This window comes from Gracilibacillus massiliensis, from assembly GCF_001458115.1.
GTDB classification, from domain to species: Bacteria; Bacillota; Bacilli; order Bacillales; family Amphibacillaceae; genus Gracilibacillus; species Gracilibacillus massiliensis.
Genome location: NZ_CZRP01000012.1, coordinates 720,365 through 743,563, shown reverse-complemented (window position 1 = coordinate 743,563; position 23,199 = coordinate 720,365). Strand labels below are relative to the sequence as shown.

Sequence of the window (23,199 nt, the reverse complement as noted above, 5' to 3'; positions counted from 1 at the left end):
AAAATTTCCTCAGTTGGTGTAGCCTAGCGTTTTGCTGCAGAAAATCAGGAGGAATACACTAGGCTTTTTATATTAGTTGAATCTGGTAGTGAAGAATTTCGATAATTAGACGACCTAGCTTTTATCTTATATAATAGGTATTAGCGCTAAAATAAAGGATGTCATAACATGAAAAAAAACTTTTTCTCTATATTAGTCGTGCTCGTATTGGTTGTCATTTTGTTAGTAATGAATTTTACTAATATTGGAGAAAAACAGTCCAATCCAAATATTATTGATGTTACAGGTGATACTTCAGTTGATGGTGTTACGATTACCGCTCCAAATGCCAAACAACTACAAGAAGGTGAAACTGCAGCTAATTTTACGTTACCTAACCTTCATGGTGAATCGATAAATGCATTAAATCACAATCAAGAATATGTCCTTGTTAATTTCTGGGCCACATGGTGTCCGCCATGCATTGAAGAGTTACCAGACTTACAGACATTTGAAGATCGAAATCCGGACTTAGTAAAAATTTTGGCAGTAAATGTTACGGAGTCAGAAACATCTGTATCGAATGTTCAAGATTTTGTGGAAGATTACACCTTTGATGTAGTTTTAGATAAAGAAAACGAAGTGTATGATCGTTATTCTGTTATTAATATGCCAACTAGTTTTGTTATACGTACAAGTGATCAGAAAATCATGAAACGAATCAATGGAGCTGTATCGCTTGAACAACTCGAACAAATTTTCGAAGAATCCAACTCGTGATGAAAAGGAAGGAGTATGTTTGTGTCAACGATACAATGGAATGAAATAGAAAATAAAATTCAAAGTTGGAATTCATTAGATGAAATTCCACCATACACAGAAATCGAAATATTACGTATACTTGATAAGGTTGAACAAGCTACTTTTTCATTACAAGTAGATTCAAAGGCAATACTGTATAGTATGCTTACCTTTTACCGTTTAAAACGAAATGTTACGGATGATCATCTGAATCGTCATTTAGAAGTTTTGAAAAAAGATAGTGAACACCCAATGGTTACTGAAGTTCAGTCTTTAAAACATTATCTTCATATATTTAATGTGTTACGTGATGTAGAATTAATTCAATATCACATTCGAGAAACTGATTTTGATCCGGTAAAATTAAAAAAAGCAAAGGCACTATTAGAGGAGATGGATAGTTTAGCCGATTTGAAATCGGTACAAGGAACTCCCACTAGTCGACTAAAAAAAACATATGATCAAATTTTTAAACAAATTGAAAAAATAGAAGATTTGGCTGAGGTTATGATTTTTACATTAGAACAACGGAAATCTACTAAAGAAATTCAGCCGTATAATGATTCGATAGAGAAACTAACCTACTATATCACCATCTTTTATGATGCATTACCAGCATTTATTAAAGATGATCAAACGTCGGACCCATTAGATGAATTAAATCAAATGATTGGTCTAGGAGAAGTAAAAGATTATATTAATCATTATTATCAATACTTAAAATATCAACAAAAGCGGAAAGAAGCAGGCTTTCAAATGGTTGATGAGCAAGGATTAAATATGGTGATAACCGGTAACCCTGGCACAGGTAAAACCACCATTGCCCGTTTACTGGCTAATATTTATTATCGTCTCGATTTACTAAAATCGAATGAAGTTATTGAAGTGAATCGCTCGCAATTAGTAGGGTCATTCATGGGTCAAAGTGAAGAAAACACGTTAAACTATGTAAAAAAAGCATTAGGTGGCGTTCTTTTTATTGATGAAGCGTATAATTTAAAAAGAGAAGACCAAACTGGAAATGATTATGGACAAGCTGTTATTGATACGTTGGTTTCGAGTATGACGAGTAAGGAATATGCCAATAAGTTCGCTGTTATAATGGCAGGTTATCCTGAAGAAATGCAACATTTTTTATGGTCCAATCAGGGCTTAAGAAGTCGTTTTCCTGATGGTAATTTTATTAATCTTCCAGACTTTTCAAATGAAGAATTGTTAAAAATTGCAGAAGAAACAGCATTACAAAATGATTATTTTTTTACCGAAAAAGCACGACATCGTTTCCAGTCCTTAATCGAAAAATCTCGTGTCGATGAGTCATTCGGTAATGCAAGAACTGTTAAAGATCTTGTATTGAAAGTTATCTTCCATATCGGTGCCAATCATCAGCTTCCGCTAGAAGATAACTGGATCGAACATATGCGTATTACCGAAGAAGATATTGCAGCATTAGATGATCAAAATGAATCGACAGAACCATTGGATCAACTGGAACAATTAATAGGCTTAGAGAATGTCAAAGAAGAAGTGAAAAAGTTGTCCTCTTTTGTTAAAGCACAACAAAAGAGGAAATCACTTTACCTGCCAACGATCCCTATCCAGTTACATGCTGTGTTTTCTGGAAATCCTGGTACAGGGAAAACAACGGTTGCTAAAATTTTTGCGCAAATATTGAAGCAATGTGGATTGTTAAAGCGAGGACATCTTGTTGTGGCGTCAAGAAGTGATCTTGTGGCTGGATATGTGGGACAAACGGCAATTAAAACGAAAAATAAAGTTCGTGAAGCGTTAGGTGGGGTGTTGTTTATTGATGAAGCATATGCCTTATATCGCGGAGAAAAAGACTTTGGCAAAGAAGCAATAGATACATTAGTAGATGAAATGACAAAACACAATGAAAATCTTGTTATTATATTAGCTGGTTATAAAAATGAGATGAATCAGTTTATTTCCAGTAACCCAGGATTAGAATCTAGATTTAAAAAATATTTTCATTTCAAAGATTACTCAAACCATGAATTATTGGAGATGGTGCACCATCATGTAACAGAGTATCAATACCAATTAAGTGAAGAAGTAGACAATTATTTATCCGATCAATTCGAAGACACGACGATCACAGGGAATGGTAGGTTTGTAGTTAATTTGATAAATGAAGCAATACAATATCAAGCATTACGATTAAATATGGAAGCAGAGGATCGAGATTTATTTCAACAGCTTACAAAAAAAGATTTTGAATTAGCATGGAAATCAATTAGGGGGATCGACCAGTAATGAAAGTAACCACACCAATTAAAGTAAGATATCAAGAAACAGACCAAATGGGTGTTGTGTATCATGCCAATTATCTAATATGGTTTGAAATCGGAAGAACTGCTTTTATAGAGAAGTTAGGATTTAAATACCACGAAATGGAGGCAGAAGGTGTTGTTTCTCCGGTAATAGATGCAAATATTCAATTTAAGCAACCAATCCGCTATGGCGATGATGCGTTTGTTGAAACCTGGGTACAATCCTATAATGGTATTCGCACAACCTATGGTTATAAAATTCTCGATAAAGATAAAAATGTTGCTGTAACTGGAGAGACACAACATGTTATTGTCAAAAAAGATAGCTTTCGTCCATTATCTTTAAAAAAGAAATTTCCGAAGTGGCACCAAGCATATCAAACTGCTTTAGAAGGACATGAAACATAATGGCGTTTGGTATTAATCGAGAGACATTACGGACATGGAAAAAGGATGTACAGGAAGGGCGTATTGCCTTTATTACACATTTTTGGTTAGATGATCGTTTTCCAGGTTGTAAAACTGTTACAAAAGTAGGATGTGCAGATTATCAAAAATTAATTAACTGGGGTACCAAATATGGGCTAAGAAAAGAATGGATCCACCAAGATCCAAGCTTTCCGCATTTTGATTTATTTGGGGAACGTCAGAAAGAAATACTAGAACAAGAAGAGCAGTGGGAACAAATAAAAAGATTTAATCTATAGTATGCTATTGTAACTTTGAAAAAAATGTTGTTCAAATTCTTTTTTTACAACAGACGAAAAGCATCCATTTATTAAAAAATGGATGCTTTTCTTGTGACGTTAAGTGCAATTTTCATAAAAAAGTTTGATCATTTTTTTGCCTTTGATCTCCCACAATCACGCCCGATTGCCGAATACTGTATAAAATAGTGAACTTATTTAATTGGAATCCAGATTTCTGAGTATAAATCTGGACGATTGGGATCTTCATCACTATATGATTCAAATTCCAGAGTACCTGCATGCTCATACCCAGTGGAAGGGAACCATTCGGAGAAAATTTGTTTCCAGGTATTTTGCATCGCAATAGGCATAGGTCCATGCACTTCAAAAACCGCCCACTTGGAAGCAGGAATTTCTATTCCGTGCATCCCTTCTGGAACTTCCCCAGCGTATGAGGTAGCCACCCAATAATCAAATACATTAGTCTTTTTTTGTGCTTCACTGACTTCCCCACAAACACCTAAAACACCTTTTACTTCTCCGTCGTTCAGTTGAAATAGTAGTTCACTTGTTCCGTTTTGGTTAACCTCTTTCCAAAGTTCTGGAATTCCTACTACATTTTCTTCTTCTGCCACACAAGGAAATTCCCGATTAATTCCAACAATTTGAAACGCATGCTTTTCAACTATACTATATTTCATAGGTTCTGCCCCTTTCAAGGTTACCTGAATTATCAGGCGGTTATAGGATTGCAGCTTTCCCTTTTTCTTTCGTGCTTCACTTGGAGTAACCCCGTGCTGCCTGCGGAAAGCTTTTGAAAAAGCCTCGGGGGTGTCATAGCCATATTTATTGGCAAGATCAATAATCTTCTCATCTGTAGTCAGCAAGTCTTCTCCTGCCAATGTTAATCGCCGCCTTCTTATATAATCACCAATCGTAATTTCTGTTAAAACTGCAAACGTTCGTTGGAAATGAAAAGGTGACACATTTGCTTGCTTAGCAATACTGTCTATCGTAATATCCTCCAATATATTTTTTTCCATGTACTCAATTGCCTTTTGTATTGTCTCTACCCATGCCATGGCTTTCAACTCCTTATATTCATCTTAGCAACTTTTAAAGAAGATATCCTGTCAATTTATGCTTTGTTGTGGCAGGTTCGATCCACTTAATGTAATAAAGGACATAGTTAATGCAATGGAAAGGATTTATATCTAGGGGTTTATCTATAATATATATGTAAGCGTTTATAATCAAAATTCTTCTAAATTTGCTCTTACTTTTTGCCTTTGGATAAAGGTATTAGCAATCATTTAATCAAACTTTTCAACAGCTAAGAATAATCAAGTACTATACAATCTGGCCCGTTACTGGAAGAATACTTAATTTTATTGTAACTACAAAAATCCCTTTGGACAATGTAAAATTCAAAGCGGTCGAAAACTTTATTTTATCTATCAAATTATAAATTATCAAACTTTATTTCACATATCACAGAATGTCATGCTTTTATACATAACAAAAAAATCCAAACGACCGGAAAATCTGATCGTTTGGATTTTTTTTGACTCATATCGTTTTTTAATCTTTTTGCTGCTCATTTTTTCCATCTGGAACCGGATCAAAACCACCTGGATGAAAAGGGTGGCATTTTAATATGCGTTTTACTGATAAATAAGTTGCTTTAAACATATTAAATCGCTGAAAACATTCGATGCTGTAGTGTGAGCATGTAGGCTGAAAGCGACAACTTGGTGGAAACATAGGACTAATAAAATGTTGATAAAAACGGATGAATAATATAGCAAGTTTACGCATCATTCACCTCAACTGTGCAATGATTTATCGTAGGAAATCGATGCTATTGCGTCATGTAAATGAATGGACTCTTCATTTTGACATGTCACAGAAAATTTTTGTACAAAAGGCATTTCGTACAGATCTGCAGCTACTAAACGAACCATGTCTTCGACAAAACGAGGGTTCTCATAAGCTTGTTCTGTAACCATTTTTTCATCAGGTCTTTTTAATACAGGGTGTATTCGAGCACTTGCATTACTTTCAGCTGCTTCAAGAAGTGCTTGTTTCCAGTCTACCTCATCTTCATTATATTCACCTGTTAGTTCTGTTTTCATTGAAACAATTCCCCGTTGGTTATGGGCACTATACTCACTAATTTCTTTAGAACATGGGCATAGTGTGGTAATCGTTCCTTGTAACGAGACGGTAATATGATAACCTGCATTTTTATCATAGATTATCGTAATTTCGGCATCTGCGTGATTCATACCAGTTCGATCTGAAGCAGGTCCACTTCGTTCAAAAAACCATGGGAATGAAACCGTAATTTGGTTGTCATCTTGTTCCAATCGTTCGGCCATCTCTTTGGTGAATGTTTTTAATGATGCGATCGATAAATCAAATGTATTGTTTTTACTGTAATCTTGCATCATTTCAGTAAATCGACTCATATTCGTACCTTTATGATCTTTTTGAATCGATGAAGTCATCTTGAAAGTACCTATGGTTGTTTGTGAGGCTGGCATAGTTTTGCTAAACACTTGAACAGGGTGTTTAACATTAGCAATACCAACTTGATCTATATCAAATAAAAAATCTTTTTTTGTGTTTTGCAAATCTGGCATTTTCTCTTTTTCTGTTGGTTTAATTTTTTCACCAGGTTGAACAGAGCCAAACAATTTATGTCTCTCTGATTTGTTTGGAAGTTGTTTGGAACTTGCTTCTTTCATGATTAGACCCCTTTCGTCATCAACTATATCAAAGTATACTTAATCTTTTATTAATATTCAATTTAAAAATCTTATAATAGAGATGTTTTTCCTTAATCTGGTACTTTCGCTTGTCCCAGATAAAAAATTGTACACAAAAGAGGATCTAACGAGGGAGTTAGATCCTTACATCCACTTTATTTTTGGTTCAGTTTTATTTAAAATACGTTTGATATTTGCTTGATGGCGATAAATTACAAAGGCGGTTAGTATAGAGATTACGATAGTTAATGCAAATTCTTGCAGAACAACCGATACAATAATAGTAATGAGTCCTGTTAACATAGATGCTAAGGATACATATTTTGTTAAATAGAGAATTACTAAAAAGCTACAGATCATAATCACGAATAATAATGGGTTTACACCCAATATAACACCTGAAGACGTAGCAACTGCTTTACCACCTTTAAATTTTGCGAATATCGGAAAACTATGACCAATAACTGCAAAAATACCCACGATAAGTGGATGGACCGCTTCTATTTGGAAAATAATAGGAAGCACAGCGGCGAGTGTCCCTTTTAGAATATCAACTACTGTTACAATTATACCTGCTTTCACACCGAGTACACGAAAAGTGTTTGTAGCACCTAAGTTACCACTACCATGTTCTCTTATATCTTTTTTGTAACCAAGTTTTCCAACAATTAACCCAGTTGGTATCGAACCCAATAAATAGGCTAACAGGATAAAAATAATGTATTCCATCGGCAAACTCCTTAAATATAATGTTATGATTGCTACAGTTGTTATTATTTTAGCATGTTATGATAAAAAAGAGTACACCGATTATTTAATTTTTTGTTAAACTGTGTTAAAGATAAGGGGTAAGGTTAGAAATAAATGGGTCTTTAGTTTGATTTATTTGAAAGTTTACTTGCGTGAAAGCTTATTAAATGGTTTAATCAATAAAAATGAGGTGTAACATTATGAATAACGATAAGGAACAATTATTGATGAAAGAAATGTTAGATAATACAAAATCAATTGCAGTAATTGGATTGTCCGACAAACCATCACGAACTTCTTATCAAATTGCAAAAGCAATGCAACAATCTGGTTTTAAGATTATTCCTGTAAATCCTAATATAGATGAAGTGCTTGGGGAAAAAGCATATAAATCTATTTTAGATGTTAAAGAAGACTATCAGCTGATAAATGTTTTCAGACGGTCGGTTTATTTATATGATCTTGCAAAAGAAATTGTAAAAACAGATGCTGATTATGTCTGGATGCAACAAGGTGTAACAGATCAAGCAGCATATGAGTATTTAGTAAAGCATAATAAACATGTGATTATGGACCGATGTATTAAAGTAGCACATTCTGTTTTAATGAGATAATCTTACAACAGAGAACGAATGTTCTATTATTTTAATATAGGTTGGTAGTGTAGGGAAGGAGTAGGGAGAATTTAATGAGTAATAATACAACATATAGTGACGATTCCATTCAAGTATTAGAAGGACTAGAAGCAGTTAGAAAAAGACCGGGTATGTATATAGGCAGTACAGATGCAAGAGGTTTACATCATCTGGTCTTTGAGATAGTAGATAATTCAGTTGATGAAGCGTTATCTGGATTTGGTGAACATATAAACGTAACGATCCATCCTGATCAGAGTATTACAATAGCTGATAATGGACGTGGTATGCCGACTGGAATGCATCAAACAGGAAGGCCAACCCCCGAAGTTATCTTAACGGTCTTGCATGCAGGTGGTAAGTTTGGGCAAGGTGGCTATAAAACAAGTGGTGGTTTACACGGTGTAGGTGCATCTGTTGTAAATGCCTTATCAGAATGGCTAGAAGTGACAATTCATAGAGATGGTCAAATTTTCACTCAACGTTTTGAAAATGGCGGGAAACCAGTAACAACTTTAGAGAAAAAAGGAAAAACGAAGAAGACTGGAACATCGATAACATTTAAACCAGACCGTTCTATTTTTTCTACGGATACTTTTCAATTTGAAATACTAGCAGAAAGATTAAGAGAGGCTGCTTTTTTATTAAAAGGAATCACCATTGAATTAATCGATGAGAGAAATGAAGAACGAGTAGAAGAGTCGTATCAATATCCAGACGGATTAAAAGAGTTTGTTTTGTATTTAAATGAAGAAAAAGATGCTCTTCATGATGTGGTTGCTTTTGAAGGTGAGCAACAAGAGATGGAACTGGACTTTGCCTTTCAATTCAATGATGGCTATGCAGAAAACATCTTGTCTTTTGTTAATAATGTACGGACGAAAGATGGTGGAACCCACGAATCTGGTGCTAAAACTGCGATTACGCGTGTGGTAAACGATTATGCTAGAAAAGTAAATATCTTGAAGGACCGGGATAAGAACTTAGACGGCAATGATATTCGAGAAGGTTTTACTGCTGTTATTTCGGTGAAAATTCCTGAAGAAAAACTTCAGTTTGAAGGCCAGACTAAAGGCAAGTTAGGGACTGCTGAAGCACGTTCAGCTGTAGATGCTGTAGTAGCAGAGCATCTGTTATATTTCTTAGAAGAAAACCCTGATATCGCATCGATGTTAATTAAGAAATCAGTTCGTGCGAAAGAAGCACGGTTAGCTGCTCGTAAAGCAAGAGAGGAAGCGCGTAGCGGCAAGAAAAAACGTCGTAAAGATTCGCTTTTAAGTGGAAAATTAACACCAGCACAATCTCGTAATGCAGATAAAAATGAACTTTACTTAGTAGAGGGGGACTCTGCAGGTGGTTCAGCCAAGCAAGGACGAGATCGAAAGTTCCAGGCTGTTCTACCATTAAGAGGTAAAGTTATAAATACAGAGAAATCGAAATTAGTAGATATAATGAAAAATGAAGAAATCTCGACGATTATTCATACGATTGGTGCTGGAGTTGGAAGTGAATTCTCATTAGATGATGTACAATATAATAAAATTGTTATTATGACAGATGCCGATACGGATGGTGCGCACATACAAGTTTTATTACTTACCTTTTTCTATCGTTATATGAGGCCATTAATTGAAGCTGGAAAAGTATTTATTGCGTTACCTCCTTTATATCAAATTTCCAAAGGTAAAGGTGCTAAGGCGCAAATTGAATACTGTTGGACAGAAGACGAGTTATCAGATGTTACAAAAAAATTCAAAAATGGTTATCAACTGCAACGCTATAAAGGTCTAGGGGAAATGAATGCGGACCAATTATGGGAGACAACCATGAACCCTGAAACTCGTACATTAATTCGTGTGACGATTGATGACCTTGCAAGAGCGGAGCGCCGGGTTACTACTTTAATGGGTGACAAGGTTGAACCACGTCGTAAGTGGATTGAGTCTCATGTTCAATTTAGTTTAGAAGAAGATGAAAATATTATTGACAATGAAAATATACAAATTTAATGCATTATAGGAGGAATACCGTTGGCAGTAGAAGAGAAGTATTTAGATCTCCCGCTTGAGGACGTTATGGGTGATCGATTTGGACGTTATAGTAAATATATTATTCAAGATCGTGCCTTGCCAGATGCACGTGATGGGTTAAAACCCGTACAACGCCGTATCCTTTTTGCGATGCATGAAGAAAAAAACACGCACGATAAAGGCTTTCGTAAATCGGCAAAGACGGTAGGTACGGTAATTGGTAACTATCATCCCCACGGTGATTCATCTGTGTATGAAGCAATGGTTCGTCTCAGTCAAACATGGAAAGTTCGCAATGTATTGGTTGAAATGCACGGTAATAATGGTAGTGTGGATGGCGATCCACCTGCAGCGATGCGTTATACAGAAGCGCGACTTTCTGCGATTGCATCCGAATTAATCCGTGACATTGATAAAGAAACCGTCGATTATATACCGAACTTTGATGATACGATTGATGAACCTGTTGTATTACCAGCAAGAATTCCTAACTTAATCATAAATGGATCGACAGGGATTTCTGCAGGTTATGCGACAGAAATTCCTCCTCACAATTTAGCTGAAGTAATTGAAGCTGTCATTAAACGTATGGATAAACCATCGGTCACGGTAGAAGAATTGCTGCAAATTATTAAGGGACCAGATTTTCCTACTGGCGGTATTATCCAAGGGTATGAGGGGCTTAAGAAAGCTTATGAAACTGGTAAAGGCAAAATAGTCGTTCGTGGTAAAGCGAAGATTGAACCGTTAAAAGGTAGCAGGGAGCAAATTGTAATTGATGAAATCCCTTATGAAGTAAATAAAGCAGTCCTTGTGAAACGTATGGATGAATTACGTTTAGATCGAAAAGTGGAAGGAATTGCAGAAGTTCGAGACGAGACAGACCGAACAGGGTTGCAAATTGTTGTTGAATTGAAAAAAGAAGCAGATAGTCAAGGTGTTTTAAATTATTTATATAAAAACACAGATCTTCAAATCACGTATCACTTCAATATGGTAGCGATTAAAGATAAAACACCACAATTGCTCGGTTTAACAGAAATGATCGATGCTTATGTTGGTCACCAGAAAGAAGTGGTGACACGCCAAACCCGTTTTGACCTAAATAAAGCGGAAAGAAGAGCCCATATTGTTGAGGGTCTTATCAAAGCTGTTTCGATTCTAGATGAATTAATCCAAACAATCAGAGCATCGAACGATAAACAAGACGCCAAAAATAGAATTATGGATGCTTATGGTTTTACCGAAACACAAGCGGAAGCAATTGTAACCTTGCAGCTATATCGATTAACAAATACGGATATTACCGCTTTGGAAAAAGAAGCTGCGGAATTGCAAAAGGCGATTGCTAGTTATCAAGCAATTTTGGCAGATGAGAAAAAACTATTATCTGTTATCAAAAAAGATTTAAAACAAATGAAAAAGCTCTACGCAGAAGAACGTCGAACGAAGATCGAAGAAAAAATCGAAGAATTAAAATTTAATGTCGAAGTAACGATAGCTAGTGAAGACGTCATTACATCTGTTACAGAACAAGGCTATGTAAAACGAACCAGCATTAGATCCTATACGGCCTCAACGGATGATGACTTTACGATGAAAGATAATGACCATTTAATTTCGTTATATGAATTAAATACAACAGATCACCTACTTCTGTTCACCAATAAAGGAAGGTATATCCCTATACCAGTACACCAGATGCCAGACATTCGGTGGAAGGATCTGGGTCAACATTTATCTAACATCGCCTCTTTGGAGAAAGAAGAAACGATTGTCAAAGCAATCCCAATTAGAGAATTTTCTAAAGATAAATATCTCGTATTTTTCACAAAAAATGGCATGGTGAAGCGAAGTACACTGGATTTGTATTATTCTCAGCGATATACGAGACCGCTGATCGCATTGAATTTGAAAAAAGAAGATCAACTGGTTAATGTCTATTTATCTGATGGAAATCAAGACATTTTTGTTGCAACAAGTAAAGGCTATGGCCTCTGGTATCATGAATCAGAAGTATCGGTGATTGGCCAAAGAGCAGCAGGGGTTAAGGCAATCCAGTTAAAAACAGATGAATTTGTCGTAAATGGTGTTTTAATGGATGAGTTACAAGAGAAAAGGCAATTATTCGTTACTACTCAACGAGGCGCATGTAAAAGAATGACGATCGACCGTTTTGAAAAATCATCACGTGCTAAGAAAGGTTTAGTAATGTTACGCGAGTTAAAATCAAAACCACATCGTATTGTCGGATTTGATTTGGTTGAGAACGATGATGTGATCAAATTAATGACAACAAAAGGGGAACATCACACAGTAAAACCGATGGAACTCCCAATTAGTGATCGTTATAGCAATGGCTCATACGTAATTGACACGGATCTTACTGGTGAAGTAACAACGATTCATCAAAAAAGAGGCCTATCGAAAGCATTTGATCAAGATTTAAATGAATAATGTGATGGTGTAGTTCAGTTTTGTTGTACAGAAGACATTGTGTACACTTAATTGAGCTACTTTTTCTATTTTTAATGAAAAAAATTTAGCTTATGTCGTATTAGATCACTTATCGCCCAAAAGAAGTGAAAACGGATGGTGTTTCTGTCCGATAAATGGATATATCGCCCAAAAGGAGTGAAAACGGATGGTGCTTTTGTCCGATAAATGGATATATCGCCCAAAAGGGTGGAAATGGAAGGTGCTTCTGTCTGATAAATGAGTATACCGCCTAAAAGAAACAAAGCCTGATAATTCTTAAGTAAGATAAATAAAATAGCGACTAAACTACTCGGTATTTATATTCTTTAACAATTTCAAACTAAAATTCTAACCCCTTACATATAGCCATAATAAGAAAAAAACCGTATAATGGGAAAATAGAATGATCAATCAAGGAGTTTATATAATGTTGACAACGAGTAAAAAAGCTGTAGATAAACAGCAATTAGCAGACTTGCACCATTTTTATGATCAAAATAACGAAAAAAAATACCAGGAACAAATTGTAGACTATTATGCTAAATTAGAGCAAAAAATGATTCATATTTGTTTTAGTGGCCATTTTTCAGCAGGAAAGTCAACTTTAATCAATAATTTGATGAAGGAGGAACTTTTACCACAAAGTCCGATTCCAACCAGTGCAAACATTGTTGAAATAAAACAAGGAAAAGAACAGGTAATCGTTCATTTTAACCATCAACCAGCGATTAAAATGGAGACTCTGCCATCAATGGAAAAACTTCATCAATTATGTAGAGACGGTGATGAAGTAAAAAAAGTCGAAATTTTTAAAGAAATGGCTGAATTACCCGATGGTGTAACGTTAATGGACACGCCAGGTATTGATGCCGCAAATGACGCAGATCGATTAATGACAGAATCAGCTCTACATCAAGTCGATGTTTTGTTTTATGTTATGGATTATAATCATGTTCAATCAGAGGTGAACGCCAGATTTCTTAAGCAGATTGACGCCATGAATAAGCCATACTATGTCATCATTAACCAAATGGATAAGCACGATGAAACGGAAATTCATTTTACAGAATTCAAGCGTAGTTTAGAAAGTGTTTTCGAGCAATGGCATATTCGACCGAAAAATGTTTTTTATACATCTATGGCTAATAGTGATACAGGTATTAATGAATTCGCTTCATTACAAGCACGTGTTCATCAAATTGTAAGTGATAACCATCAAATAACCTTAGAAGAGACTTTGTTAAACGGAACGAACCATACGGTACAATCTAGTATTCAGGAACAGCAAAAACAAATGAATGATGCAATAGAAGAACTTGATGCAAGATTGAAGCGTATTGATTTACCGACTGATGTTAATGTTAATGCCATTCAGTCTACTTATGATTCCCTAAAAGCAGAGCGAGATCATCTTGAAAAAGAATACATGGATATGATCGAGCAAACTACAAAAAATGCCCAAATCATACCTTTTGATATTCGTGAAAAGGCGCGAATTCTACTGGAATCATATGAACCAAAATTCAAAACCGGTTTGATCCGTAACCGCAAAAAAATAGAGGGAGAGCGTGAAAAGCGATTAAATGATTTATATAAAGTATTGAAAGAAAAGGCTGAAATTAGCTTAGAATGGAAGTTGCGCGATAAAGTGACAGAGTTTTTGAATCCTTACATTTCTTTTACTGTATCGGAACCTATCTTTGAACAACAATTCCAGGCGGAGCATTTAATCAAATTAATAGAAGAGGGTGCTACAGTTAATGGCGAATACATCTTAGTGTACACAGATCAGGTAGCCGCTTCGATTAAGAAAATGTATCGTCAATTTTACAAAAATAAATGGCAAGAGATCGGGCAAAGCGTATTAACACCACTTGATGAAAAACTAAAAGAACACAAAACCTATATAGAGCTTTATCAACAATACACCAAAATAGAGAATGAAATTTCAGAAGTTAAACAAGCATTTATTGTATATAAGAATCAATTAGAATCCATTTGCGATAGAGAATCGATAGGTAATGAGGCTGAAATCGCAACAATACAGGAAAAGCTAACAGAAAGAAAAGTAGACAAAATAGTCGATATAAATGCCATTACATCGAATCAAACAAAAGAAACGAAGGAAGAAAATATAGAAGAAAATATCGAACAAGCGGCGACATACTCTTATCAACAAACGTTAACGGATGCAGAAAATGCTAATCTTGTAATGGAACCTATTAACGGCTTGGACTCGATCAGACAAGAAATCACGAATAAAATAGACAGGCTAACGGATCGCCATTTTACGATTGCTTTATTTGGTGCATTCAGTGCTGGAAAATCTTCGTTTGCTAATGCACTTATTGGTGAAAAAGTGTTGCCGGTTTCACCAAACCCAACAACTGCCGCTATTAACAAAATTAGTCCTGTAAGGGATGGTTATCAGCATAAAAACGTATACGTAATATTGAAAAATGAAGAAGAATTAGTAGCGGATATCAATGACATTACCGAAAAAGACTTTCACCAATTAGATGAAGGATATCGTTGGATTAAAAAAACAAAACTAGCAAAATTAGATATACCGGATCAACATAAGTCTTTCCTTAGTGCGTTTTATCAAGGTTATCAAGAAATTAAAGATCGAATTGGAACGTCTTATATTATTGGGTTTACAGAATTCGAGCGCTACATCCGTGAGGAAACGATCGCTTGTTTTGTCAAAGAAATGGAACTTTTTTATGATTGTCCTCTGACGAACAATCATGTCACGTTAGTCGACACACCTGGTGCTGACTCTGTTAATGCTAGACATACTGATTTAGCATTCTCTTATATTAAAGATGCAGATGCTATTTTATTTGTAACGTATTATAACCATCCATTCTCGAAACCAGATCAACAGTTTTTGGAGCGTTTAGGTCGAGTTAAGGATGCCTTTGAATTAGATAAAATGTTCTTTATGATAAATGCGATTGATCTTGCAAAAAATGAAGACGAAAAAAATCTAGTCGTTGATTATGTTCGTAATGAATTGCAGCGATTTGATATCAAAAGTCCAAGAATGTTCCCTGTCTCAAGTAAACAGGCAATCGACGATAAGAGTGATCACACTGGTCTCCCACAATTCGAAGATCATTTCTATCGTTTTGTTAAGGAAGAGTTAACCCAAATGTCGATGCGTTCCGTTTATACCGATTTAGCTAGAGCTAATAGCTTAGTCTCAAACTGGTTATCGATGATTAATAGTGATCAGCAGGAAAAAGATCGACTGATTAAACAAAATAAGCAATATCAGACAGAAATGAAAAATGTGCTACATGCGCGTAAATCAGAAGACTATCTAGAAATGGTAGCCCAAAAATTAAATAAGCAAACTTTCTATGCCAAACAACGATTCTCGATTCAGTTTACAGACCTTTGGAAAGATCATATTCATCCAGGTGCTATTCAAACCAATGGCAGAAAAGGAAAGAAAGAATTGGAACTAGCGATTCAAGCTTTGTTCAAAACCATTTACAATCGTATGAAGCATGAATATGAAGCAATATCTATTCGCATTGAACAAACATGGAATCAATCGTTGCATGAAATAAAAAAAGATATCGAACGCCAATTCATCCAAATTGATTCAAGTTTTTCTTTGTCACAGTTTGAGGATATTCGCCTTGATCCACCAGAAGTCGAACTACAAGCAATAAATACGGATGAGTCACTGTTATCCAAATGGAGTCAGTTTTATAAAGACACGAAAACATTTTTTGCAGAAGATGGCAGAAAGCAATTAGAAGAGCAGGTCTCTGCCTTTTTGAGAGTTAAATGGCAAGAGAAAATCGATCAGATTGAAAAAGAATTATTGAATTTTTATCATCAACAATGGAATCATTACGAACAAAAAGTATTCAACGATTATCTAGAAGAAGTTCAAAGCTATTACCGTCAAGTGATCCATGGCATTGAAGGGCAAGAGGAAAATAAAGAACAATTAGAAAAAATCAACAAAACATTAAAAGAAATGCTAACTTAGAATAAAAAACACGAGATAAATTTTTCTTTTATCTCGTGAATTATTTCTCTAAAAAAAACGAGCAATAAGATCGAACCCTCTCGCAATTGTTTTGGATTCATGACTATCAGAACCTGGCTTAAGTACAATGCCTTTTGCGATTGCTTGTTCGATAATTTCTTCTGGTGGATAAAGCATTTGGCAATCTTCTTTATAGAGACCAGCCGTATTTAAATCTAACTCTAATTGTTCTTGTTTTATCAAATTTAGCAGGTGATCAATGGTAGCTTGATAACTTTGATCAACTGCATATTTTTTTTGATATTTCTGAATCAAGGTTAGATGGCCAATACGCTTAGGTTTGAAAGCTCCTAGATCAGATAAAACAGCTTTTTCTAACGTCTGATAGTATTGATAATGGACCGCTTCAACACTACCAAATTGTTGAATAATCTTAGCAAATTCTTCACTGCTAAAATCGATACATACATAACCATCGTCAGGACTTTTGAGCATATGCACCGATAAGATCGCATCATCAATAACACGACCATACTCATTGAGAAAAGAAGTTGTCTCTTGCTCATAGCCTTCGATATAGTCTACTTCAAATCCTAAATTTATCTTAATTTTGGATTGATATGATTTTTTAGCTGTTTCAATCGTTTCCAAATAAGCATCAAGATCCTCCCAAGCCATCGCACTATCTTGTTCAGGTGTAGGGTCAGTAAAGTTTTTTGGTAATGGAGCATGTTCCGTAAACGTTATTTCAGTCAAGCCTTTTTTTATCGCTTGTTCGATATACATAGAAACCGCATCATTCGATCCATGCGGACAAAATGGTGTATGGATGTGATAATCTCCTTTGAGTGTCATCGTAAAAACTCCCTTTTATCTATTTTCAGTCGGTTGCTCATTCTATTGTAAACCGAAGTGATTAAATTTAAAAGTGAGGATTGACAGACAACAAAGCGATATGATAATGTTAAAATACAAATAGACGCTTTACCACGGTAGAGTGGTAAATTGATAAAGTGCGAATAGGATGTGAACGAGATGTTTTTACCAGCAGGAAGTCAAGATGAAACAGGAATTCAAATCTCAAACCGCTTAAGAGCGGCTGAGAGTTTTCGTTTAGTGACCAAAAAACGTAACTTTAAAACCATTTCTACACCTGTAGTGGAATATGCCAATACATTTACGAATCAAATGGCAGGAATGGATTTACACTCGATGTTGAAATGGTTCAGTGGTGAAGGTGAAATAGAAGTATTACGTCCAGATTGGACAGCAGCTATCGCTCGAGCAATTGCGGGGCAACACCCATCCGAACAAAAATGGTCCTATCAAGGCAGTGTTTTCCGCTTCGATAAGGATGAAACAGAGAATAGACAAGCAGGCATCGAAATCGTCCATGCGGACCGATTTTTAGGGGAAGCGGAAAGCTTGCTTACAGCGATTGCTTACTTAAAGAATTTAACGATTGATGCGTATGTAATCGAACTTGGTCATACAGGTATTTTCGATGCGATCGTCGGACCGTACCATTTTGAGGAAAAACAAGAGTTAGCGCTACTGAACGCTATGCATGATAAGCGATCTGACCTTGTCGAAGAGATTGTAAAACAAGCAGGACATTCTGCCTTAGCAGAACCATTGGTAGCTCTGATTGATGCATACGGATCGAGAGAAATTATCAATACCTATCGTGAGCGCTGGAACAATCATCAAGATTTGTTAGCTATATTGAATCATATTGAAAAATTAATGGATTTATTAGAAGCTGCAGGTGTAACAGAAGTAATCGTCGATCTTGGTCGTGTTAAAAACTTGCCATATTATGATGGTATTATGTTTAGAGGCTTTCTGACAAACGATGGTTCCACCTGTTTTTCTGGCGGAAGGTATGACCGGTTATATGAACAATTCCAACAAAGTACTTCAGCGGTCGGGTTAGCATTTGATGTTGATACCTTAGCAAAGCATATGGATGCTGAGCAAGAGCCGGAAAAAATTTGTATCCTTGCTACTCCTGCTACTCATGCAGTTGCAGAACAATTTCGAATGGATATGGAGGAACAAGTGGTCGATATCCAATACGAATTAAAAAGTGATGCGAACTATCAAAAAATCTATCAAGTTGTCGAAGAAGACAGTCAGTATAAGGTGGTTGAAAAATGAAGCCGGTAATAGCACTAACGAAAGGTAGATTAGAAAAACAATTCTTGAATTTTTTTGCTGAGTTAGGATTTGAAGTAGACCCTTTATTAGAAAAGGGGAGAAAACTTCAAATTGAAACCAGTGAATTTTCCTTCTTTTTTGCAAAAGGAGTCGATGTTACCACTTACGTTGAAAATGGAATTGCGGACATCGGAATCGTAGGTGGCGATATTTTAATTGAACATCAACCGGATGTATATAATTTATTTCCTTTACCATTTGGTCACTGTCGGATGGCCTTGGCCACAAAGGCAAATTATCAGTGGCCAGAACAGAAGAAAAGAATTGCAAGTACGTTTACCAATATCACTAAGAACTATTTTAAAGAAAAAGGTGAGTCCGTTGATATTATTAAGCTAGAAGGATCTGTTGAACTTGCACCAATCTTAGGTCTTGCAGATGCGATTGTTGACATTGTCGAAACAGGTACAACATTAAAAGAAAACGGCTTAGTAATCGAAGACGAATTTATATCCTTTAGTGCACGATTAATTGCCAACCGTTCTTCACTAAAAATTAAGAGAGATCAATTAGTTCCCGTCATTGAGCGATTTAAGGAAGGAGCAAAAAAAGCATGATTCCTTTATTAACAATCGAGAAGTTTTTAGAAAAAGCAGCACCTGAGAAAACGAATAGCAGTGACCAACAAAAATTCTTGCAAGCTGCCAGTAGTATTATTGCAGATGTGCAAGAAGATGGTGATCAAGCTGTTATTAAGTATATTGAAAAATTCGATGGGAAAGCACCGTCATCTTTTCTAGTTTCAGAAGAAGAACGAAAGGCTGCCTGGGATATAGTAGATAATGAAGTGATTCAATCGTTGCAGCGTGCAGCAGATAATATTCGAGCTTTTCACCGAAAACAATTAACAAATTCCCGTATGATGCAAGCAGAAGGTGACATTATTTCTGGTCAATTATATCGTCCAATTGACCGTGTCGGCATCTATGTTCCTGGCGGCACTGCTGTTTATCCTTCTTCGGTATTAATGAACGCCATTCCTGCTGTACTTGCTGGAGTAGGCGAAGTAAATATGACAACTCCAGTGAAGGACGGGGAAGATCTTGCACCAATATTAGCGGTAGCAGCTGACATAGCAGGTGTAACCAATATTTATCGAGTTGGAGGAGTTCAGGCCGTTGCTGCCTTAGCATATGGAACTGAATCGATTCCGAAAGTAGATAAAATTGTCGGACCTGGAAATGCCTATGTAGCTGCAGCTAAAAAATTAGTTTACGGTGATGTAGGGATCGATATGATTGCTGGTCCAAGTGAAGTAGCGATCATAGCAGATGATACAGCAAACCCAAAATACGTCGCTGCAGATTTAATCGCTCAGGCAGAACACGATACGATTGCTCGTGCCTTTTTAATTACAACTTCGGAAGCATTGGTTGAGCAAGTGAATAAAGAACTTCAAAAACAATGTGACGCGCTACCTAGAAAAGAAATCGCGTCCCAATCTCTCCAAGATAAAGGTGCAAGTGTTGTGGTATCGTCACTGGAAGAGGCTTTTTCCGTTTCCAATAAGTTGGCGCCAGAACACTTAGAAATCCAGGTAGCCGATCCTTTAAGTTATTTAAGCAAAGTAAGACATGCAGGTTCCGTCTTTTTAGGACATTATACCCCGGAAGCACTGGGTGATTATTATGCAGGACCAAATCATGTTTTGCCAACTTCAGGTACAGCTCGTTTTTCTTCAGGTTTATCAGTTGATGATTTTGTTAAGAAAACAACGTATTTATATTATTCTGAATCTGCATTGCGTGAGGCAAGTCAGGACGTCATCCAGATTGCCAACCAAGAGCAGCTAGAAGGACACGGCTTAGCGGTAAGTAAACGTTTGGAGGATAAATAATGAGAACTGCGACAAAAAAAAGAGAAACTTTCGAAACAAAAATTGAAGTAGCTGTTAATTTAGATGATCCAATTCAAGTAAGCATTGATACGGGGGTTGGCTTTTTTGATCACATGCTAAATGCTTTCGCCCGCCACGGTCGTATTGGCTTAACGGTTAAAGCAGAGGGTGACTTGCACATTGATAGTCACCATACCGTAGAAGATGTCGGGATTGTACTGGGTCAGTTAGTAAAAGAAGCATTAGGTGATAAAAAGTCAATCAATCGTTACGGAACGGCTTATGTACCAATGGATGAAGCATTAGGATTTGTTTCTTTAGATATTAGTGGGAGACCTTTTCTTGTTTTTGACGCAGAATTTTCAAACGAGAAATTAGGCAATTTTGATACAGAATTAGTGCAGGAGTTTCTACAAGCTTTTGCTTTCCAATCAGCGATTACACTTCACGCTAAAGTATTATATGGTGACAACACGCATCATAAAATTGAAGCTATTTTTAAAGCATTAGGCCGCGCTTTAGGTGAAGCAGTCCGAATTAACCCGGATATTGAAGGGGTTAATTCTACAAAGGGGTTAATCGAATGATAGCTATTGTAGATTACGGCATGGGTAATGTCGCAAGTGTTAAAACCGCTTTTTTACGTTTAGGGTATGAAGTAGAAATAACAGACTCCGTTGAGCGATTAGAAGAAGCTAGCCATATTATTTTACCTGGTGTTGGTTCTTTTCAAGCAGCCGTTGAGGAGATCAATCAACGTAATTTGGCTGAACCACTAAAAAAATTAGCAAAACAAAAACCTTTTTTGGGTATTTGTTTAGGCATGCAATTATTATTTGAAAAAGGTTATGAAAATGGTATTTCTGATGGTCTAGGATTGATTCCAGGTGATGTAAATGTAATCGAAACAGAATATATATTACCTCATATTGGTTGGAATCAGCTGCAAATAGAGAATAATAATCAACCTTTTCAAGTTTTTCAAGATAAACATGTCTATTTTGTACACACGTTCCAAGCACGTACCGAACAAAAGTATTTGGTCGCAACCGCAGATTATGGTACAACGGTTCCTGCAATTGTCCAGAATGGCCATGTGTACGGCATGCAATTTCACCCAGAAAAAAGTGGAGAAGTCGGCGTAGACTTGTTGAAAGTATTTATGGAACAAACCACTTCTGTTAGGGGGCTGGAAGCATGATTGCAAAGCGAATAATTCCTTGTCTTGATGTCAAGGAAGGAAAAGTGGTAAAAGGGACAAATTTTGTCGGATTACGTGAGTTAGGTGATCCTGTTGCCATGGCATCCAACTACTCCAAAGCAGGGGCAGATGAAATCATCTTTTTAGATATTTCAGCAACCAATGAAGGGCGCCAAACCATGGTGGATATTGTAAAGCGAACGGCAGAGCAAGTATTCGTGCCGTTTACGGTAGGTGGCGGCGTTAAAACAATTGAAGATGTCAATCGCTTATTAAAGGCAGGAGCGGATAAAGTAGGTATGAATTCTGCTGCGGTTCAAAATCCGCAATTAATCACAGAATCATCGGATCGGTTCGGTGCCCAATGTACGGTTGTTGCTGTTGATGCCAAAAGAGTCGGTGATAAATGGCATGTAATGACCCACGGTGGCAGTAAAGATACTGGTATCGATGCGATTGAATGGGTAAAAGAAGCAGAAAAAAGGGGAGCAGGGGAAATCTTGCTAACGAGTGTCGATACAGATGGAGTAAAGGATGGATTCGACATTGCTCTAACGGAGGCGGTAGTAAACTCGGTAAGAATCCCAGTAATTGCATCTGGTGGAGTTGGAAAGCCTGAGCATTTTCCTGAAGTATTTCAAAAGACAGACGTATCTGCAGGTTTAGCAGCTTCCATTTTCCATGAGAACACGTTTACCGTACAACAAGTAAAAGATGTATGCCAACAGCAAGGAGTGAATATTCGTGAAGCCTGATTTTTCAAAAGGGTTAGTACCAGCAATCGTAACAGATTATCATACAAAAGAAGTATTAATGCTTGCCTATATGAACGAAGAAGCATATCAAAAGACTTTAGAAACGAAACAAACATGGTTTTATTCCAGATCACGTGATGAATTATGGAACAAGGGTGCTACGTCTGGTAACACACAAGAAGTCCAATCAATTGATTTAGATTGTGATCAGGATACATTATTGATTCAAGTGTTACCAGCAGGTCCAGCTTGTCATACGGGAGAGGTCTCATGCTTTTTTAACAGAGTGGCCGAAAAGGAAACCAATTATGACGCTGCGATTATTGATAACGTGATGCAAGAAGTAGAACAACGGAAACAAGAGCGTGTTGAAAATTCCTATACCAATTATTTATATGACAAAGGTGTCGATAAAATTGGTAAAAAAGTAATTGAAGAAGCCGGCGAAGTAGTAATTGCCGCTAAAAATGAGGATAAAGAAGAATTAACAAACGAAGTAAGTGATTTGCTTTACCACACCTTCGTGATGATGGCGAATCAAGAAGTTTCATTAGAAGATGTCAAACAAGAATTATCCAATCGATTCGCTAAAAAAGGGAACAGCAAAGGCGACCGTGCAGAAATAGAAAAATGGTAATATGCGTGAGAAACACCCAGACTATCTGGGTGTTTTTTTGTTTTGCCAGAAAAGGTATTGATATTAACAAACAAAATCTCATGTAATGGAGATTAACTTATACATATTTT

General features: G+C 36.3%; 20 protein-coding genes. 15 read left to right on the top strand and 5 right to left on the bottom strand.

Translation table 11 applies throughout. The features are described 5' to 3' along the window. Window positions 1-168: 168 nt before the first annotated feature. The 4 genes from BN3107_RS11235 to BN3107_RS11220 are packed head-to-tail and all read left to right on the top strand — an operon-like array spanning window position 169 to window position 3,781. Complete coding sequence (locus BN3107_RS11235; protein WP_058307717.1) at window positions 169-759, top strand: TlpA family protein disulfide reductase; 591 nt, start codon at window positions 169-171, stop codon at window positions 757-759. Between the two features lie 15 nt (window positions 760-774). After that, window positions 775-3,057: an AAA family ATPase gene (locus BN3107_RS11230; protein ID WP_058307716.1), complete on the top strand. Its 2,283-nt coding sequence runs from the start codon at window positions 775-777 to the stop codon at window positions 3,055-3,057. Continuing rightward, window positions 3,057-3,482 (top strand): acyl-CoA thioesterase, encoded by a 426-nt coding sequence (locus BN3107_RS11225; RefSeq protein ID WP_058307715.1) that lies wholly within the window; start codon window positions 3,057-3,059, stop codon window positions 3,480-3,482. The genes BN3107_RS11230 and BN3107_RS11225 overlap by 1 nt, the downstream gene beginning before the upstream one ends. Continuing rightward, a complete protein-coding gene (locus tag BN3107_RS11220) occupies window positions 3,482-3,781 on the top strand; it encodes a hypothetical protein (protein WP_058307714.1) in 300 nt (99 codons plus the stop codon). Before BN3107_RS11225 ends, BN3107_RS11220 begins: the two co-directional genes overlap by 1 nt. A gap of 194 nt (window positions 3,782-3,975) precedes the next feature. On the opposite strand, the gene BN3107_RS11215 is transcribed toward BN3107_RS11220, so the two are convergent. The 4 genes from BN3107_RS11215 to plsY all read right to left on the bottom strand — a co-directional run bounded on the left by BN3107_RS11215 (window position 3,976) and on the right by plsY (window position 7,263). Then, window positions 3,976-4,845, bottom strand: a complete 870-nt coding sequence (locus tag BN3107_RS11215) for an AraC family transcriptional regulator (RefSeq protein ID WP_058307713.1) — start codon at window positions 4,843-4,845, stop codon at window positions 3,976-3,978. A 499-nt stretch (window positions 4,846-5,344) separates the two neighbouring features. After that, window positions 5,345-5,581 (bottom strand): membrane protein insertion efficiency factor YidD, encoded by a 237-nt coding sequence (gene yidD, locus BN3107_RS11210; RefSeq protein ID WP_058307712.1) that lies wholly within the window; start codon window positions 5,579-5,581, stop codon window positions 5,345-5,347. Window positions 5,582-5,589: 8 nt separating this feature from the next. Beyond that, window positions 5,590-6,513 carry a GTP cyclohydrolase FolE2 gene (gene folE2 / locus BN3107_RS11205; RefSeq protein WP_058307711.1) on the bottom strand — a complete coding sequence of 308 codons (924 nt, stop codon included), beginning with the start codon at window positions 6,511-6,513 and terminating at the stop codon, window positions 5,590-5,592. A 165-nt stretch (window positions 6,514-6,678) separates the two neighbouring features. After that, window positions 6,679-7,263 carry a glycerol-3-phosphate 1-O-acyltransferase PlsY gene (gene plsY, locus BN3107_RS11200; protein ID WP_058307710.1) on the bottom strand — a complete coding sequence of 195 codons (585 nt, stop codon included), beginning with the start codon at window positions 7,261-7,263 and terminating at the stop codon, window positions 6,679-6,681. Between the two features lie 221 nt (window positions 7,264-7,484). Here plsY and BN3107_RS11195 point away from each other — a divergent pair, with 221 nt between their 5' ends. The 4 genes from BN3107_RS11195 to BN3107_RS11180 all read left to right on the top strand — a co-directional run bounded on the left by BN3107_RS11195 (window position 7,485) and on the right by BN3107_RS11180 (window position 16,439). Beyond that, window positions 7,485-7,898 (top strand): CoA-binding protein, encoded by a 414-nt coding sequence (locus BN3107_RS11195; RefSeq protein WP_082631286.1) that lies wholly within the window; start codon window positions 7,485-7,487, stop codon window positions 7,896-7,898. Between the two features lie 74 nt (window positions 7,899-7,972). Further along, on the top strand, window positions 7,973-9,928 hold the full coding sequence (parE, locus tag BN3107_RS11190) for a DNA topoisomerase IV subunit B (protein WP_058307708.1): 1,956 nt from the start codon (window positions 7,973-7,975) through the stop codon (window positions 9,926-9,928). A gap of 21 nt (window positions 9,929-9,949) precedes the next feature. After that, window positions 9,950-12,406, top strand: a complete 2,457-nt coding sequence (gene parC, locus BN3107_RS11185) for a DNA topoisomerase IV subunit A (protein WP_058307707.1) — start codon at window positions 9,950-9,952, stop codon at window positions 12,404-12,406. Window positions 12,407-12,854: 448 nt separating this feature from the next. Further along, a complete protein-coding gene (locus BN3107_RS11180) occupies window positions 12,855-16,439 on the top strand; it encodes a dynamin family protein (RefSeq protein ID WP_058307706.1) in 3,585 nt (1,194 codons plus the stop codon). Window positions 16,440-16,487: 48 nt separating this feature from the next. Here BN3107_RS11180 and hisJ read toward each other — a convergent pair whose 3' ends face one another. Then, entirely contained in the window at window positions 16,488-17,294 is an 807-nt protein-coding gene (gene hisJ, locus BN3107_RS11175; RefSeq protein ID WP_058307705.1) for a histidinol-phosphatase HisJ, read from the bottom strand. A 180-nt stretch (window positions 17,295-17,474) separates the two neighbouring features. Between hisJ and BN3107_RS11170 the strand changes: the two genes are divergently transcribed. From BN3107_RS11170 to hisIE, 7 genes are read left to right on the top strand one after another with little or no spacing between them, the layout of a single operon-like run. Beyond that, window positions 17,475-18,599, top strand: a complete 1,125-nt coding sequence (locus tag BN3107_RS11170; RefSeq protein WP_058307704.1) for an ATP phosphoribosyltransferase regulatory subunit — start codon at window positions 17,475-17,477, stop codon at window positions 18,597-18,599. Next, window positions 18,596-19,216, top strand: a complete 621-nt coding sequence (hisG, locus tag BN3107_RS11165; RefSeq protein ID WP_058307703.1) for an ATP phosphoribosyltransferase — start codon at window positions 18,596-18,598, stop codon at window positions 19,214-19,216. The genes BN3107_RS11170 and hisG overlap by 4 nt, the downstream gene beginning before the upstream one ends. Continuing rightward, entirely contained in the window at window positions 19,213-20,496 is a 1,284-nt protein-coding gene (gene hisD / locus BN3107_RS11160; RefSeq protein ID WP_058307702.1) for a histidinol dehydrogenase, read from the top strand. Before hisG ends, hisD begins: the two co-directional genes overlap by 4 nt. Next, window positions 20,496-21,083, top strand: a complete 588-nt coding sequence (hisB, locus tag BN3107_RS11155) for an imidazoleglycerol-phosphate dehydratase HisB (protein WP_058307701.1) — start codon at window positions 20,496-20,498, stop codon at window positions 21,081-21,083. The genes hisD and hisB overlap by 1 nt, the downstream gene beginning before the upstream one ends. Next, complete coding sequence (gene hisH / locus BN3107_RS11150) at window positions 21,080-21,697, top strand: imidazole glycerol phosphate synthase subunit HisH (protein WP_058307700.1); 618 nt, start codon at window positions 21,080-21,082, stop codon at window positions 21,695-21,697. The genes hisB and hisH overlap by 4 nt, the downstream gene beginning before the upstream one ends. Then, window positions 21,694-22,452: an imidazole glycerol phosphate synthase subunit HisF gene (gene hisF, locus BN3107_RS11145; RefSeq protein WP_058307699.1), complete on the top strand. Its 759-nt coding sequence runs from the start codon at window positions 21,694-21,696 to the stop codon at window positions 22,450-22,452. Before hisH ends, hisF begins: the two co-directional genes overlap by 4 nt. Further along, window positions 22,442-23,089 (top strand): bifunctional phosphoribosyl-AMP cyclohydrolase/phosphoribosyl-ATP diphosphatase HisIE, encoded by a 648-nt coding sequence (hisIE, locus tag BN3107_RS11140; RefSeq protein WP_058307698.1) that lies wholly within the window; start codon window positions 22,442-22,444, stop codon window positions 23,087-23,089. The genes hisF and hisIE overlap by 11 nt, the downstream gene beginning before the upstream one ends. Window positions 23,090-23,199 lie beyond the last annotated feature (110 nt).